This window comes from Acidocella aminolytica 101 = DSM 11237 (assembly GCF_900129125.1).
Taxonomy (GTDB): Bacteria; Pseudomonadota; Alphaproteobacteria; order Acetobacterales; family Acetobacteraceae; genus Acidocella; species Acidocella aminolytica.
The window spans coordinates 1-15,852 of the sequence record NZ_FQVJ01000025.1 but is presented as its reverse complement, the minus strand read 5'-3'; the positions used below and the strand labels follow the sequence as shown (position 1 = coordinate 15,852).

The following is a 15,852-nucleotide window of genomic DNA, read 5'->3' as shown; positions in this document are numbered from 1 at the left end:
GACATCGCCATCATGGAGATGGTGAGGAGGAAGGGCAGGGGTATAACTGCTCAGGACGGGCAGATTTTAATTTACCGATGGTTGATTAGCTGGAGTGCAGGCGGAGGGGACATAAGGGGGTCACCGCACGATCTGTTAAAAATTGCCCGCTAAGCGACGCGGGGTATGAACGAAGCACGAACATCTCGTAGCGGCCTGAAGCTGGTATTGGGGTTGGCGGGATTCCAGACATAATCCCCAGTCAGGGCGATGTGTTCCCATCCGAGCGGTGCGACGTGCGCCAGGAGATCATCGGGAACGGCCGTGCCTTGGGCACGCAGGTGCTGGACGGCCTGGTTGAGATAGACTGTGTTCCAGTGGACGATGGCGGCGGTGATGAGGCTGAGCCCGGAGGCGCGGAAGCTCTGGTTTTCGAAGGTGCGGTCGCGGATTTCTCCCTGGCGATGGAAGAACACGGCGCGACGCAGGGCATTGCTGGCCTCGCCTTTGTTGAGCCCGGCATGGCTGCGCTGACGCAGAGCGGGGTCGGACAACCATTGCAAGGTGAACAGGGTCCGCTCGATGCGTCCCAAGGCTCGTAGCGCCCGGGACAGAGCGTTTCCGACACCGGCGGCCGCCTGCTTCCGCAAGATGACAGAGGGCAGGACGGTACCGGCGTTGATGGGAGCTTTCAACCGCATCAACTCCGACCATTGGTTTAGGACTGCGGCGATTTCGACGGTGTCGCCGATCAGTGGCGCCAACAGCGGCCATGTGCCCGGCTTCTCAGTGGTGAATTGCCCCGGTCGTCGCGGATCGGGGGGAAATGATCAGCATCACCTCAATTATAGTGCCGTCCTTGCGGCGGCGCTCGGTGAGAAAATGAGATATTGTCTCACCGCTTCGTATTCTTTCTAAGATTTCCGCCTCTTCTCCGAGGCGCTGCTTCGGAATGAGGCGGGTGACGGACTGCCCCATCATCTCTTCGGCACTGTACCCGAACATCAACTGAGCGCCGCGGTTCCAGGCTGTAACATTGCCGCTCAAATCCTTGCCGACGATGGCATCGTCCGTCGATTCCGCGATGGCAGCGAAATGGAAACTTCCCCTTATCGGAATTTCCGCATTCTGCGGATTACCAACCTCGTTCATGATCCTCAGCCCGCCAGATAATGCTGTTTGCCCCATTCTGCATTTCTGAATACAGGCGAGTCCAATATCAGTCGGTTGCCTTGTCAAGAGTATTCATCGTGCGACATTGACCTCGATCAAGGCGCGTTTGGACCGTCGCACATAGGGTTATGGGCATGTAACCACAGGAGGCGTGGTGTGCCAGGGCTGGATAAGTCTATTATTGCCATTGCCAATGATGAGCAATTGCGCCTCGTCAGGCCAGATGAGAGCGGCGCGCTCACCACATGGTTCCACGCCGGGGTACCGCCGGATGGACACGGGGTGTGGGCCGATCTTGAGGCCGCCATATCCGACGGAAAACTCATTATTGCCGGACCAATGAAGCACCTCGCTTATCTTGATGACCGGCTGGGCACCGCCGCAGAGGAAAAATTGATTGGCCTGCTGATTGGCGACATCATGACCGTTCCTGACGCTCATCTGTCGAGTCATTTTGTAAATTTTTTATCCTCAGCGGAGCCGGCGGCGACTCAAGCTCGGTAGGCGCTGGAGAATAAAGACTATGGCAGCCAAGAAAGTCCTGTTCCATGCCGCCGCCCGGGAGAAGGTTCTCTCCGGTGCATCGCAACTGGCCGACGCCGTGCGGATCACCCTGGGGCCGCGGTCCAAGTCAGTCCTCATCGAAAAGAAATGGGGGGCGCCCATCGTCTGCAACGACGGCGTGACGATCGCCAAGGAATTCGAGTTGCGCGACCGGGAGGAAAATCTCGGAGTGCAGATGCTGCGGCAAGCGGCTGAACGCACAGGCAATCTCGTAGGGGACGGCACAAGCACAGCGACTATTTTGGCGCACGCGATTTTCGCTGAGGGGCTGCGCAATGTTGCCGCTGGCGCCAGTGCGGTGGACCTCAAGCGCGGGCTGGACCGTGCTCTCACGATTGCCGCCACCCGGCTCAAGGAGATTTCCCGGCCCGTCGAGAGCCGCAAGGAAAAGGCGCAAATCGCCGCGATTTCCGCGCATAACGATGCTGGGATCGGCGAGATGGTCGCCGACGCCATGGAAAAGGTCGGGAATGACGGGGTCATCACCGTCGAGGAATCGAAATCGACCGAAACCGTACTGGACGTCGTCGAAGGCATGCAATTCGACCGCGGCTATATATCGCCCTATTTCATCACCAATCCGGAGTCGATGGAGGCCGTGCTGGAAGATGCCTATATCCTCCTGTGCGACCACAAAATCAGCGGCTTGCAGGAGTTTCTACCCGTCCTGGATCAAGTCGCCAAATCAGGACGCCCGCTGCTGGTCGTGGCGGAAGATGTTGAGGGCGAGGCGCTCGCCACGTTGATCGTCAACCAGATACGCGGCACCTTGCGCGCCTGTGCCGTGAAAGCGCCTGGGTTCGGTGATCGCCGGAAGGCCATGCTGCAGGATATGGCGGTTCTGACCGCGGGCTCCGTGATTTCCACGGAGCTGGGACTGAAGCTTGAAAACCTGACCCTGAGCAGTCTCGGCCGCGCGGGCCGCGTGGTCTGCGCCAAGGATGACACGACCTTGATCGAAGGGAAGGGTGGCCGCGCGGAGATCGACGGCCGGATCACGCAGATCCGGCACGAGATCGAGAAGACGACAGGCGACTATGACAAAGAAAAGCTGCAGGAAAGGCTGGCAAAATTGCAAGGCGGCGTTGCCGTTATCCGGGCGGGTGCGGCCAGCGAGGCCGAGATGAAAGCCAAGAAAGACGCCTTGGATGATGCGATCAGCGCCACGAAGGCGGCCGTGGCGGAAGGAATTGTACCTGGCGGCGGGCTCGCTTTGCTGCGTTGCGTGGCCGCGGTGGAAGCCCAGGAGCAAGAATTGCCGGGCGATGAGCGGACCGGTATGCAAATCCTGAAACGCGCCCTGGAATTGCCGACGCGGCAGATCGCCGAAAATTCCGCCGCCGATGGCGGTGTCGTTGTGGCGCGCATGCTGGAGGGATCCGGCAACACCGGCTTCGACGCGGCGCGCAAAATCTATGTCGATTTGATTGAGGCGGGGATCATAGACCCGACCAAGGTGGTGCGCGTGGCCCTGGAGAATGCCGTGTCTGTGGCCAGTACATTGCTGTTGACCGAGGCGACCATGACGGAGATTCCCGAACCCAAGCCGGAACCGGCCGCGCCGGCGCCGGAATTCTAGCCCCGGAGCGTTTCATGGATCTTGAGCAAGCCATTTACGGACGCCGCGCTGTGCGCACCTACACCTCTGCTCCCGTGCTCAAGGGTGCGATAGAGCAGTTGATCGGCGCCGCAATTCAGGCGCCCAGCGCCGTCGATACCCAGCCCTGGCATTTCACCGTCATCACGGACGGCGCCTTGCTTGCCCAAATCGCGGCAGCGGCAAAGAGCCACATGGCGGAACTGCTGAGCAAGCGGAGCGATGTGGAGCCACGCCTGCGGCAGCATCTGGAGACGCCTGATTTTCAGATTTTCTACCATGCGCCAGCACTTGTGGTCATTTCCGTGCTGGCAGATGACTGGGCGGTGGAGAATGCCAGCCTGGCGGCGGAAAATTTCATGCTGGCGGCGCATGCGGCGGGATTGGGCACATGCTGGATCGGTTTCGCGCAGCACTGGCTTGGCACGCCGGCCGGGCGGGCGGCGATCCGGCTCAGCCAGGAGTTTACGCCGGTGGCGCCAATCATTCTTGGCCATCCGGCAGAGCCGGTGCCGGCCGTTCCGCGGCGCCCGGCCCGCATAGACTGGCTTGGCTGATCTCTGCCCCCCCTGGGATGTGGCGCCACAAAAGGCAAGCCTAAAGCGGTTTCGCCAACGCTTTGTTCAAATGACGCTCCGGGAGGAAACCATTGCCGGACGATCTCGCCGCGAAAGCTGTACGTACCAAAACGCGGCGCCGTTTTGCAACGCTGCCGTCTCATGATCTTTGCGAGATTGCTTCATTGGACGCGGCCGCCATCTACACGCGCCTCGGCACGCAGAGCGATGGATTAAGCGCCGCGAGCGCGGCCGTACGCCTGAAGCAGTTTGGCCCCAACCGGGTTGTCCACGAACGGCGCCTGACTACTCTCGAAGAATTGTGGCGCAACGCCAGAACACCTCTGAATCTCCTGCTGCTCATCCTGGCCATCACCTCCTGGTTTCTGACGCGGGATGCACGTTCAGCGATCGTCATCGCCATCATGGTCATGCTCAGCGTCGGTCTGGGCTTCATTCAGGAACACCGCTCGAGCAAAGCTGCCGCCCAGCTGGCCCGCATGGTGCAGGTGCGCGCCACGGTGCGCCGTCCAGGCATGCCTGAGGCGAACACGGAAGACTTTGCGGAGATCCCGCTGGAGATGCTGGTGCCGGGCGATATTGTCCGCCTCTCGGCCGGCGACATGATCCCGGCCGATCTGCGGCTGCTTTCCGCCAGGGATTTTTATACCAACCAGTCGGCACTTACCGGAGAATCTCTACCCCAGGAAAAGAGTGGCGCGCCCGCGCATGGCGGCGCTGACGACCCGTTCGCCACCCCCAATCTTTGCTTCATGGGTGCCAGTGTGGTGAGCGGCTTTGCCACGGGCGTGGTGGTCCACACCGGCGCAGCCACGTGTTTCGGCCAGCTTGCCGGCAAGATCGTCCAGGCACGCGGCCTGACAAGTTTCGATGCCGGTATCGCGGGCTTTGCCGGGTTGATGATCCGTTTCATTCTGGTGATGGCCCCCGCGGTGTTCATCATCAACGGGCTCACCAAGCATGATTGGCTGCAGGCCGCCCTGTTCGCGGTCGCGGTCGCGGTGGGTCTGACGCCAGAAATGCTTCCCATGATCGTCACCGTGAATCTGGGCCGCGGCGCGATGCTGATGGCGCGCCGGCGCGTGATCGTGAAGCGGCTGAACGCCATCCAGAATATCGGGGCCATGGATGTTTTATGCACCGACAAGACGGGCACGCTGACTCAGGACAGGATCATCCTCAAGAAACATCTTGATGTGCATGGCAATGACGATGACGAGACATTGATGCTCGCCTATCTCAACAGCCATTTTGAGAGCGGCCTTAAAAATGTTCTCGACCAGGCAGTGCTGCAACATGCCGAGTGCGATGTGCATCTGCATCCGCTGACCGGATTTCTGAAAATCGACGAAATTCCGTTCGATTTTTCTAGGCGGCGGCTTTCCGTCGTGGTCCGCAGGCAAGAGGAGGCACCGCTGCTCATCTGCAAGGGCGCGGTGGAGGAGGTCCTCACCGTCTGTTCCCGATACACACTTGGCGGTAAAGCCGCCGCGCTTGACGCCGCAAGCCTGCCGGACATCAGCGCCGTGGCGGAAGGTCTGAACGCAGACGGATTCCGTGTCGTGGCGGTGGCGACGCGCGAATTTCCGGCGGTGCAGACGGCCTATTCAGCCGCCGATGAGACGGGGTTGACCTTGCGCGGCTTCATCGCCTTTCTCGACCCGCCCAAGGAGACGGCGTCGGGTGCCATCGCCAGCCTGCGCGACGCAGGTGTCGCGGTGAAAATCATCACCGGCGACAATGAACTGGTCACGCGAAAAATTTGCCACGACGTCGGGCTGGAAATTACCGGCTTACTTCTGGGCCGTGACCTGGAGACGATGCCCGATGCCGATCTTGCCCTTGCCGCGGAGCGAGCCAATGTGTTTGCTAAAACCTCGCCAACGCAGAAGGCCCGGATCATCACGGCGCTGCGGGCCGGCAATCATGTCGTTGGCTTCCTCGGCGACGGCATCAATGACGGACCGGCTCTGAAGGAAGCTGATGTCGGCGTGTCGGTCGATACGGCGGTCGACATCGCCAAGGAGAGTGCTGACATCATCCTGTTGGATAAGAATCTTGCCGTGCTGCACGAAGGCGTCATGGCGGGACGCAGCGTGTTTGCCAACATCATAAAGTACATTCGCATGGGCGCGAGTTCGAATTTCGGCAACATGTTCAGCATGCTGGGTGCCAGCATCTTTCTACCCTTTTTGCCGATGCTGCCCATCCAGGTGCTCACCAACAACCTGCTTTACGATTTTTCGCAGACCGCCATTCCCACGGACAATGTGGATGCCGACTATCTGGCCAGGCCACGCAATTGGGATCTCGGCAATATCAGCCGCTTCATGATCTTCGTCGGCCCGATCAGCTCGATTTTTGATTATGCGACCTTTGGTGTGATGCTCTATGTGTTCGGCAGCTGGACGCACCCGGCCTTGTTCCAGACCGGCTGGTTCGTGGAATCCCTGGCGACGCAGACGCTCATTGTCCACATCATCCGCACCGCCCATGTACCATTCGTGGAAAGCCGGGCCAGTCCCCAGCTGCTCGCGGCGTCGCTCATCGTTGCCGCCTTCGGCGCCGTGCTGCCGTTCACGGCGCCCGGCGCCGCGCTGGGCTTCGTGGCGCTGCCGCCTCTGTACTGGCCCTTTGTCGCGGCATTCCTGTTGGGTTACGCGGCGCTGACCACTGCCGTGAAGGTCTGGTTCATCCGCCGCTGGGGCTATTGAACAATGCCGGAATGCGCGGCCGCCATAAAAATCTCATGCCAGCCATGACCCAGCGCAAAGCGGCGGGATGGCGCTTCCCCTATGGGGAGCCAGGCGGAGGCGGATTGTGACGGCAAAAAGCGCCATCATTGACATGTTAGGCGGGCGCGAGGTGCTGCTGCCGGGGCTGATCAGCGATGCACTGACGGCCAATGACCGGATCAAGCAGCGTTTGTCGCTATTGCAGGAGGCCGTTGCCCGGGCGCGCGAGCCATTGCGGAACGGTACGGCGCGGCAACACGCCAGCGGGCTGGATGTGGAGATTTCCGCCGGCGCGCTGGACGAGGCACGTCTCCTTGGGCAGGAGGCGCTGTTTTTGCCCGGCGTGGCTACGCTTCTCGCCGCGCTTAAGACAGATATGTCCGTCATGCTGGCGCCGCTCATCACCGCCGGCCAGGCGGGCGACTTCCCAGCGCGGCTAGCAGCGCTTGACTCCGCCCTGGCGGCCGAAGGCACCGATGAGATCGCCCTGTCCCGGATCGCGGCGCTGACTGGTACGTCCCGCCGGGGAGAGGAGAAGTTCCACCCGCTGGTGATGGAGCTGCACAAGGTCCTCAACCAGCTCGCCGCCGCCACCGCCGCCGAAACGCTCGATGGCGCCAAGGCGCATGGTCTCAATGATGAGGACCGCCAAGCGCTGCGCGCCTTCATGCGCGGGCTGCACCGCACGGAAAAGCTCCTCTTTGGCCATCCCGGCCTCGGCACCAATGCGGTGCGCGGCACGGAATACCTCACCATCCAGAATGATATCGGCACCACTGATGCGCATGTACTGATCGTGCATGTTACGGCGCGGGAGGTGAGCGTCACCTATACGGATATCCATCGCCCGCGCGCCAAATTCTTCATGGAGATGTTCGCCAGGCAGGAATTGCAATGGAGTCCGCTCGCCCAGCGCCAGGCCAGTGGTCTTGAAGAGGATTCCTTCTACCTCGTCACGGGCCGATTCGCCTTCACGGATATCGTGGTGCGGGACAAATTTCTGGACTTCCTGGCCTCGCGCATCGTGTTCCTCATAGACTGGAACAAGGCCCGAAAGGCGCTGCAGATTTTCGTCGGTAAGAGCGCCGCCATCGCTCTGCTTACCTGGGCCGCGGTGCAGGATTACGGCCACCGCGCTTTCGTGGAACTGGGCGGTGCAGAGCTGGTCTACGAGGCTGTGCACCGCGCGGCAGCTGGGCGCATCCGCTATGGTGAGCGACTCGACGCCGCGCTTGGCACTGCGGAATGCGAGGAATTCCTGCGCCGGGTGCTGCGCGAGACCGCACTCGGTCTCATGGCAGGGCGGAGCGCGCGGCTGATCCGTGACGAGGTACAGGCCGAGCTGGCGCGGCGCTTCGAGACCGCCGAGAGCGCGGTGTTCACGCTGCTGGTGCGGCATCTCGGCCTCACAAGGTGCCTCGCCGAGGGCATAGAAACCGCGCTCACTGCCCCCGATACCGCCTTCGCCCACCGCGCCAAGAGCATGGAGGCCAAGGCCGACCGGCTGACGGCCAGTGCCCGCGAGCAGGTCGCGCGGCGCATGCAGGGGTCGGCGATGCTGCGTCTGGTCATCGACACGGTGGAAAACACCACGGATACGCTCGAAGATTGCGCGCATTTGCTCAGCCTGGTGCCTGGGACAACATGCATGACGCTGCTGGCGAAGCTGGCGGGTATCGTCACCAACGCGGTTTCAGCCATGGTGCGGGCGGTGGAGGCGGCTTCGCGCCTTCCCGAGGGTCAGCGTGCCGATGCGGCGGCGGCGCTCCAAGCCATCGACGAGGCGGTTAATGCCGAGCGCGCCGCGGATCTGGCACAGCGCGGGGCGCTTGCAACATTGCTGGGTGCGCCCTGCGCCGATGCCCGAACCCTGGTGCTGGATCTGGAAATGGCCAAAGCGCTGGAAAGCGCCACTGACCAATTATCTCACGCCGCCTTTGCGCTGCGCGACCGCGTGCGGGAGGAACTGTCAGCATGAGCGCCCCTTTCACGCCGCTATTCATCGGCATTCCCGGACATGCCAAGCCGCTGAGCCCGGAGATTGCCGGCAACAAGGCCGCTCAGCTCTGGCACATGAGCCGGCTCGGCCTCGCCGTGCCGCCGGCCTTCGTGCTACCCGCCACGCTCTGCACCGCAGTCAATCAAGGCGAGCCGGTCGCTCTGCGCGCGCTTGAGCACGGCCTGCGCCAGGGCATTGCGGCGCTTGAGGATGTTACCGGCAGGAATTTTGGCGATGCTCGCGCCCCCCTGCTGGTCTCGGTGCGCTCCGGCGCTGCACAATCAATGCCGGGGATGCTCGACACGATTCTTGATGTCGGCATGAACGCGACGACTCTACACGGCCTCATTTTCCAGACTGGCAATCCACGTCTGGCCTGGGATTGCTACCGCCGCCTCCTGCAAATGTACGCCGAGGTGGTCCTACAGGCGCCGCGAACCGGATTCGAGGCAGCGCTTGCTGCGCTGTTCCATGAGGAGGGTGCCGCCAGCGAGGCGGAACTGGATTCCGAGGCGCTGGAACATCTGGCACGCCGTTTTTTTGCCATGGCGACGGATATGCCGGACGATCCGGCGGCCCAGCTCCTGGCGGCGGCCAAAGCCGTCTACCGCTCCTGGGAAAGCCCCCGAGCGCGGGAATACCGCCGCCTCAATAAGCTCGAACATCTGACCGGCACAGCGGTGACGGTGCAGGTCATGGTGTTCGGCAATGCCGGACGCGATTCCGGCGCGGGCGTGGCCTTCTCCCGCAACCCGGCCACCGGGGCAGCGGAATTCTACGCCGATTATCTTGCCAATGCGCAGGGGGAAGATGTGGTGGCCGGCCGCCGCGCAACGGGCGGGGCGGGCGCACTGGCAGCAGCGTTGCCGGAAGCGGCGCAGAGATTGGAAGCAGGGGCGCGGCGGCTGGAAGCGGAATTTCGCGACGTTCAGGACATCGAATTCACCATTGAACGTGGCAAATTATTCTTCCTGCAGACACGTGCCGCCAAGTGCCCCCCCCGTGCCGCATTACGCGTCCTGGTGGATTTTGTCGCTGAGGGCGTACTGTCACCCGCAGAAGCGCTGAAGCGCGCCGAAAAGATCGACCTCGAGCTGGTCCGCGAGACGCGCTTTACCCAACCAGCTGAGGCGGTGGCGTCTGCTGTCGCCGCTGCGCCCGGGGTGGCGTGCGGGCGCGCGGCGTTCAGTTCCGAGACTGCCAAGGCTCTGGTGGAAAAGGGGGATCCAGCGATCTTGGTGCGCCACGACACCGCGACCGAGGACGTGGCAGGGTTCGCCGTGGCTTCCGGCATTCTCACCGCCACGGGCGGCCGCACCGCCCACGCCGCCGTGGTGGCGCGGCAGATGGGCCGTGTCTGTCTGGTCGGCTGCGCCGCTTTGCATTTTACGCCGCAAGGCGTGGAGCTGGCGGGGCAGAAATTGGCCGAAGGCGACTGGCTCTGCCTCGATGGCGAGGCCGGTGAGATTTCGCGCGGCCGGCGGGAGATTGTCTCCGAACTACCAGAGGCTGAAATGGCGGCGCTGGCCTCGTGGCGCGCCAAAACGGATGCCGGTTTGTTTGGCGGGGAGATGGATGCGTGATCACCCACAAACGGAGATGCCCGGCAGGGCACGATATTTTATTGTCAATATGGACGATCCGGCCAGGTGATCGGGCGGCCCGAATGGGGGCGTTCAAAGCGCGGCGAACCGCAAAGATAAATAATCGAATTATCACGAAGCAGATGACGCTCGTCAAAGACGCGCTGGGCTCATCTCTGTTCCAATGAGGTTCGAGATACGGTCCAAGGACATTGCGCCATGCCGATACCCAAAGTTGCCCCCAAGGCCGTCATCATCGGCGCGGGAATCGCAGGGCTCTGTACCGCTGTCTATGCGTGAAAATGCGGTTATCAGGTTGTGCTTCTTGAACAGCACGACAGCCCTGGTGGCCTGGCGACGAGCTGGCAGAGAGGTGATTACACCTTCGAGACATGCTTGCATTGGCTGACCGGCGTCGATCCGAAAGGGCGGCTGAATTCACGATGGCGGGAGGTGCTCGACATTGATGGGTTACATCTTGTCTTTCCTGAGGAATTTGCCCGAGTGGAAACGGAGCAAGGCGAATGTTTGCGCATTTACGCGAATGTGGACAGGCTGGAAGCTGAGCTTCTGACCAAGGCGCCGGAAGATGCCTCTGAAATCCGCCACCTGACCTCCGCCATCCGCCGGCTCGCCGGCTTTCCCATGCCAGATCCGAGTGAGAAATGGCCACGCAGGGGGTTGGCGCTGCTTCGCCTGCTGCCCTACCTGCCAATGCTGCGGCAATGGTCGCGGGTGAGCATCCAGGATTATGGCAAAGGATTCTCAAACCCACTGCTGCGGTGTTTCTTCGGCGGCGATGACATTACGCAACTTTCCATGATCGCCCTGCTCTTCAGCCTCAGCTGGATGAATGATTGCGACGCCGCCTACGTGGTTGGCGGCGGGCAAGCCATCATTCGGGCAATCCGCCAAAGATTCGAGCAGCTCGGCGGCCAACTGCGCCTCGGTGCAAAAGTTGAAAAAATTCTGGTGAAACAGGATCTGACAGCTGGCGTGCAGGTTGTCGGCGGCGAAATCATCGCAGCCGATTGGGTGATCTCCGCCAGCGATGTTCATGCCACGATCTATCAGCTTCTGGACGGCAAATACATCGATCGAACCATCGAAAACATGTTCAGAAACCTCAAGACATTTCCATCCTACCTGCAAGTGTCGCTCGGCGTGGCCGCACCGTTGTCGGAATAGCCATCCTACGTGACGCGCGTTCTCGAGACGCCGCTCGCGGTTGACGCGGAAACCCAGCTCTCGGAGGTTTCGTTCCGCTTCTTTCATTTCGATCCCAGTTTCGCGCCCGCCGGTAAGATTGCCATCACCTGCTTCCTTCCAACACGCAATTTCGAATTCTGGACCGGGCTGTACCAGCATGACCCGTCACGCTATGAGGCGGAGAAGTCCAGGATTAAAGATGCGGTGAATCCCCGACCTAGTCGCCCTGCAGAAAGAGCTCGCTGCGATGATCGACGCATGCCAAGGCGGCACCATTGGGAACTGCCGGATCATTGAGGCACTGGGGCCAAGCTGACTTCAAGTAGAACTCGGATGCGCAGTTGCGTTCTTCATCAGTCCGACACCTGGGAGGCTTTCATCATTCCCTCTCGAATAATTTCTCGGCCCTCTATTTCGACACTCTCAGAATAAAGTTAGGCGCGATACTCATGGGTCCTATGCATAGTAGGGATCACCCGCCCAGAATATCTCGTTTCTTCTGCAAATATTCCTCGCGATTGAGTTCACCGCGCGCGTAACGCTCATCGAGCACATGCAAGCCGGCGGACCCGGTGCCGGAATGAGGCATTTGCCAATGCGGTGCGTGCGTCGTCCAGGAGAGTGCGCGGAAGATGAACACCAGAAGTGCCGCGACAATAACAGCACCAAAGATCATCATAAGCCATCCCCCTCCACCGTAACCGCCCCAACCATCATATCCGATCATCGGCATGCCGCCGCCCCATCCTCCCATCATCCAAGGCCCGGGTCCTGGCCCATAGCCGTTCCAGCCCGGCCTTTGGAAGGAAGTATTTGCTCCTGTTGCTGTATTAACGATGGGAGAGTCAGCCCATGCGATTGGCGCGGTGATAGCGAACGCCAAGGCTGTGGCGCTAGCTTTACGAAAAAAACTAGACATGTTTCGCCCCCCTTTTCTGAAGGATTCGGATCATCCTAATGGTTGTCGTATCGCCCCAATGAAGGCAGCGCCTTGATGTCGCTCAAGCCGCTGCCGATCTCCGTTTTTAAATGTAGCGCAATTCGGTCATCATGCCTGCTGCCATATGGTAAAGATTGTGACAGTGAAACAGCCATCGACCTGGGTTGCTGGCATCGAATACGATCCGCACTGATCCTCTAGCTGGTACCAGCACGGTGTCTCGTATCGCGCCGGCAACTGAAATACCGTTGAGAGCAACCACCTGGAAGTGGTGGCCATGTAGGTGCATTGGATGCGCCATGGCGGTTTCGTTCACGATATCGAAGGCGACGCGCTCATCCGTTACCGCTGAAAGCGGGCGATAATTTGGCCACTCATGCTCGTCAATGCCCCAAACATAGGAGGCCATGTTTCCCGTTAAACGCACCCGATGAACCCGGTCGGGTTGGCGCGGTGCCAACGGAAAAAGAGCTGATAGGCGCGCTTCAAGCGACAGGTCTACTGGCTTGGCATTTATCATGGTTAGATCGGAGATTTTCCTCACGGCTGCTTTTGGCGAAGCTAGAATGATCCCCGTCAGTTGCCGGTCGCCTTCGCGTTGCGCGAGGATGGGAAATGCCCCACCAGCAGTTGGTAAGCGTAACAGGACATCCACCCGCTGCGCTTCCGCCATAGGGAAGCGGCGTACGGCGACAGGATGAACCGGATCCCCGTCAACGGCAATGACCTGACCCTGCAGCTCACCAAGATCGATCCAGAATGCGGTCGACGTCGCTCCGTTGATGAGGCGAAGCCGTACCCGCCCGTTCGCTTCTGTTCTTACTATTTCAGGATCGCCGAGCGTGCGGTCATTAGCCAGGTAGGCGTCGAAATCGACGTCGTTGAGGTCGGGACCGCCGCTGGACATCGCCATACCGGACATGCTTCCGCTTGTCGTGGAACCGGATGATGTTCCCGTGCCTGACATGTTGCCGCCAATTTTACCTCTAAGCCCAGAGAGAATCTCATTGGGATCGCGGAAAGTGAAATCGTGCAGCATCACCGTAACGTCCTGCGCGTCGAGTTTCGCGTCAGCGACGGTGCGCACAACTAAGGGAGCGGCCATTAACCGCTGTTCTTGCAGGCCGTGATGTGAGTGCATCCAGTGGGTACCGGGGCGTGGCGTGAAATCATAGCCCTGCTCAGCGCCATTAGCGATAAGTTTTTCAAACCCGGTGAGAGCAACACCATCCTGCGCGACGGGTGGCGTCTGCCCATGCCAATGGATGATTGTTGGCTCGCCGCAGCTATTATTGAGATTCACTGCGAAGCGCTCGCCAGGGGCCAGTACGGCTCCATGCTGACCGTCAGAGCCCATTATAGCAAACATCGTTGCCGCCTTGCCATTGACTTCAATAGTTCGTGTCGCAGCCGTCAGGCGTCGTGTGGAAGCGGCGAACGCTGCAGCGCTTGGAAGGGCTGAGAGCGCGGTCGTGGTGGCGCCTGCCATGAGAACATGGCGGCGTGATAAATTAGTGTGCATTTCGTTGTAACCTTGCAAACTGACTAAATGGGACAGGAGTAGTCGTTTAACGGTCTGACGGTTTGCACCGCCAGAGATTATACCAGTTTGCGAGGCGGCGGCGAGATGGGTCGGATGATCTGGCCGGGCAAAGGCACCTGAATTTGTACCGCGTAACGAAGAACCGTCAGTGAAATGACAAGCGGCGCGGCTGCCGAGAGTGGTAAGGCCCTAAATGCGTTGGTCCCGCAAGAACAGGCCGGGGCCGCTTTGGGGCAGCAGGGCTTGGACGGCGCCGGCATTATATCCGGCATGGGCATTGTCATCGCGGCAGACCCGCCATTGGCATAATAAGGTGCCGCCGCCCATCCTGGCGAAGAGATCAGCATAAACAACAGAGCCACGGCGAGGCGGACTAAACCCGCCACCGGCCCCTTATACCCACGCCTGGCTGCGGCGTTACGCATTACCGTGTCATCCGGCCCAAGGTTTCCACCAATTCCTCAACCTTATGGCGCTGATCGGAGACATTGCCTGACGTGAACGCATCCGCAACGCAATGGCTCAAATGGTCGCGCAAGATCTCCTCCTCGACCTTGTGCAAAGCGGCGCGTACGGCACTGATCTGCGTCAGCATGTCGATGCAATAGCGATTATCATCAACCATGCGCAGTAAGCCGCCAACTTGGCCTTCAATCCGCTTTAGCACTTCGCTGAAAAACCTGAACATTTGATCATCACGTTGTCTGGCATGGCTTGATGGTTTGACTTTCTGGCGAATTTTTTGAAACAGGAGTGAATTTTACGGTCTTTTTTCATGTACGGGACAGACTCGTCCCTCATGCTCCGGCCAGTTTTGGAATGCGCACCAGATTATAAGCGATCAGGTTGAGCATGAACGTACCGGTCACGCGGGCAATTCCGCGTAACTTGGTCTTGCGCATCGTGCCATGTTGCTTGCCCCAGCCGAATATGCACTCGATCATCGCCCGGCGGGTCTGCGACATCGCATAACCGGGGTGGCGCGTGGTGCGTCCGTCGATGGCGCTGCGGCGGCGCCTGCCGGTTTTGGTCTCACCGTTGTTTTGCGTAACATGTGGTGTCACACCGGCGTCGCGCAGATTGGCAACATGATCGGCGGTATCGTAAGCCTTGTCCTCGCCCACGGTGATGCGCCCGCCGGCTGACTTGGCCCTGGCTTTCAACATCGCTTCCGAGGCTTCACGCTCCGCCGTGCCGGTAGCCTGGGTCACGCGGCCCGCCACGGCCAGGCCGTGCCGGTTCTCCATCAGCGCGTGCCCCATGTATGAAAGCTTCGCCTCACGCCCGGCGGCCTTGCGGTACAGCCGGCTTTCAGGGTCAGTGGTGCTTGAATGGGTGTCATTCTTGCGCTTCTGGCCATGAAAATCCGAGCCGTCATCATCGCTGCCGTCCTTGGGCCGAAAACTCTTCTGCGAAGCCCAGGCTTCAATCAATGTGCCGTCCACCGAAAAATGCTCATCCGACAACAACGGCATGACCTGGGGGTGGTGCAGAAGCCGGTTCATAAATTTGTGGAACACATCACCATTCTGCAGGCGCTCGCGGTTTTTTGTAAACGTCGTCGGATTCCACACCGGATCATCCGGCGACAACCCCACAAACCACCGGTAAAGCAGGTTGTAATTCAGTTGCTCCATCAACTGCCGTTCCGAGCGAATCCCGTACAGAACCTGGATTAGCAACGCGCTCAGCAATTGTTCAGGCGGTACCGAGGGACGGCCCTCCTTGGAATACAGCCAGGCAAAGCTGCGGCTCATCTCATGCAGCACATCCCGCACCAAGGCACGGATCGCGCGCAACGGATGCTGTGCAGGAACCCGGCTCTCAGGAGAAACATACGAAAACATCCCGCCCTGGTCGCGAAAAGAACCCCGCATCACAAAACCCACAATATGCCCAGAGCAACTGAATCACATCATAATCCCAGAGGATAGGAGTTTTTCAGCGAAGTG

14 protein-coding genes and 1 pseudogene are annotated in these 15,852 nt (G+C 60.3%); 8 read left to right on the top strand and 7 right to left on the bottom strand.

All coding sequences use genetic code 11. From position 1 onward, the window contains the following. Window positions 1-149 precede the first annotated feature (149 nt). Window positions 150-776: pseudogene (locus BUB54_RS13125) on the bottom strand (Tn3 family transposase); the annotation flags it as partial. Further along, entirely contained in the window at window positions 766-1,131 is a 366-nt protein-coding gene (locus tag BUB54_RS13120) for a PAS domain S-box protein (protein ID WP_048878279.1), read from the bottom strand. The pseudogene BUB54_RS13125 and the gene BUB54_RS13120, both read right to left, overlap by 11 nt. A 177-nt stretch (window positions 1,132-1,308) precedes the next feature. On the opposite strand from BUB54_RS13120, the gene BUB54_RS13115 reads away from it, so the two are divergent. From BUB54_RS13115 to BUB54_RS13080, 8 genes are all read left to right on the top strand, one after another. After that, window positions 1,309-1,656, top strand: a complete 348-nt coding sequence (locus tag BUB54_RS13115; protein WP_048878278.1) for a hypothetical protein — start codon at window positions 1,309-1,311, stop codon at window positions 1,654-1,656. A 19-nt stretch (window positions 1,657-1,675) separates the two neighbouring features. Further along, entirely contained in the window at window positions 1,676-3,295 is a 1,620-nt protein-coding gene (gene groL, locus BUB54_RS13110; RefSeq protein ID WP_048878277.1) for a chaperonin GroEL, read from the top strand. A 14-nt stretch (window positions 3,296-3,309) separates the two neighbouring features. Continuing rightward, window positions 3,310-3,870: a nitroreductase family protein gene (locus BUB54_RS13105; RefSeq protein WP_048878276.1), complete on the top strand. Its 561-nt coding sequence runs from the start codon at window positions 3,310-3,312 to the stop codon at window positions 3,868-3,870. Window positions 3,871-3,962: 92 nt separating this feature from the next. Continuing rightward, window positions 3,963-6,605, top strand: coding sequence for a magnesium-translocating P-type ATPase (gene mgtA / locus BUB54_RS13100; RefSeq protein WP_073211782.1), 2,643 nt, complete (start codon window positions 3,963-3,965; stop codon window positions 6,603-6,605). Window positions 6,606-6,711: 106 nt separating this feature from the next. Next, window positions 6,712-8,604 carry a hypothetical protein gene (locus BUB54_RS13095; RefSeq protein WP_048878275.1) on the top strand — a complete coding sequence of 631 codons (1,893 nt, stop codon included), beginning with the start codon at window positions 6,712-6,714 and terminating at the stop codon, window positions 8,602-8,604. Then, window positions 8,601-10,208: a PEP/pyruvate-binding domain-containing protein gene (locus tag BUB54_RS13090; RefSeq protein WP_048878274.1), complete on the top strand. Its 1,608-nt coding sequence runs from the start codon at window positions 8,601-8,603 to the stop codon at window positions 10,206-10,208. Before BUB54_RS13095 ends, BUB54_RS13090 begins: the two co-directional genes overlap by 4 nt. Before the next feature lie 318 nt (window positions 10,209-10,526). Then, entirely contained in the window at window positions 10,527-11,396 is an 870-nt protein-coding gene (locus BUB54_RS13085) for a phytoene desaturase family protein (protein WP_073211777.1), read from the top strand. A gap of 9 nt (window positions 11,397-11,405) precedes the next feature. Further along, entirely contained in the window at window positions 11,406-11,714 is a 309-nt protein-coding gene (locus tag BUB54_RS13080; RefSeq protein WP_073211774.1) for a hypothetical protein, read from the top strand. Between the two features lie 175 nt (window positions 11,715-11,889). On the opposite strand, the gene BUB54_RS13075 is transcribed toward BUB54_RS13080, so the two are convergent. From BUB54_RS13075 to BUB54_RS13055, 5 genes are all read right to left on the bottom strand, one after another. Further along, the gene (locus tag BUB54_RS13075; protein WP_199444680.1) at window positions 11,890-12,150 is read right to left on the bottom strand and encodes an SHOCT domain-containing protein; all 261 of its coding nucleotides are present in this window, start codon (window positions 12,148-12,150) and stop codon (window positions 11,890-11,892) included. Window positions 12,151-12,442: 292 nt separating this feature from the next. Beyond that, complete coding sequence (locus BUB54_RS13070) at window positions 12,443-13,879, bottom strand: multicopper oxidase family protein (protein ID WP_048878272.1); 1,437 nt, start codon at window positions 13,877-13,879, stop codon at window positions 12,443-12,445. Window positions 13,880-13,956: 77 nt separating this feature from the next. After that, the gene (locus BUB54_RS13065) at window positions 13,957-14,325 is read right to left on the bottom strand and encodes a hypothetical protein (protein ID WP_048878271.1); all 369 of its coding nucleotides are present in this window, start codon (window positions 14,323-14,325) and stop codon (window positions 13,957-13,959) included. Continuing rightward, window positions 14,325-14,588, bottom strand: coding sequence for a metal-sensitive transcriptional regulator (locus BUB54_RS13060; protein WP_048878280.1), 264 nt, complete (start codon window positions 14,586-14,588; stop codon window positions 14,325-14,327). The genes BUB54_RS13065 and BUB54_RS13060 overlap by 1 nt, the downstream gene beginning before the upstream one ends. A 109-nt stretch (window positions 14,589-14,697) precedes the next feature. Beyond that, on the bottom strand, window positions 14,698-15,777 hold the full coding sequence (locus BUB54_RS13055; RefSeq protein ID WP_048880429.1) for an IS5 family transposase: 1,080 nt from the start codon (window positions 15,775-15,777) through the stop codon (window positions 14,698-14,700). Between the last annotated feature and the right edge of the window lie 75 nt (window positions 15,778-15,852).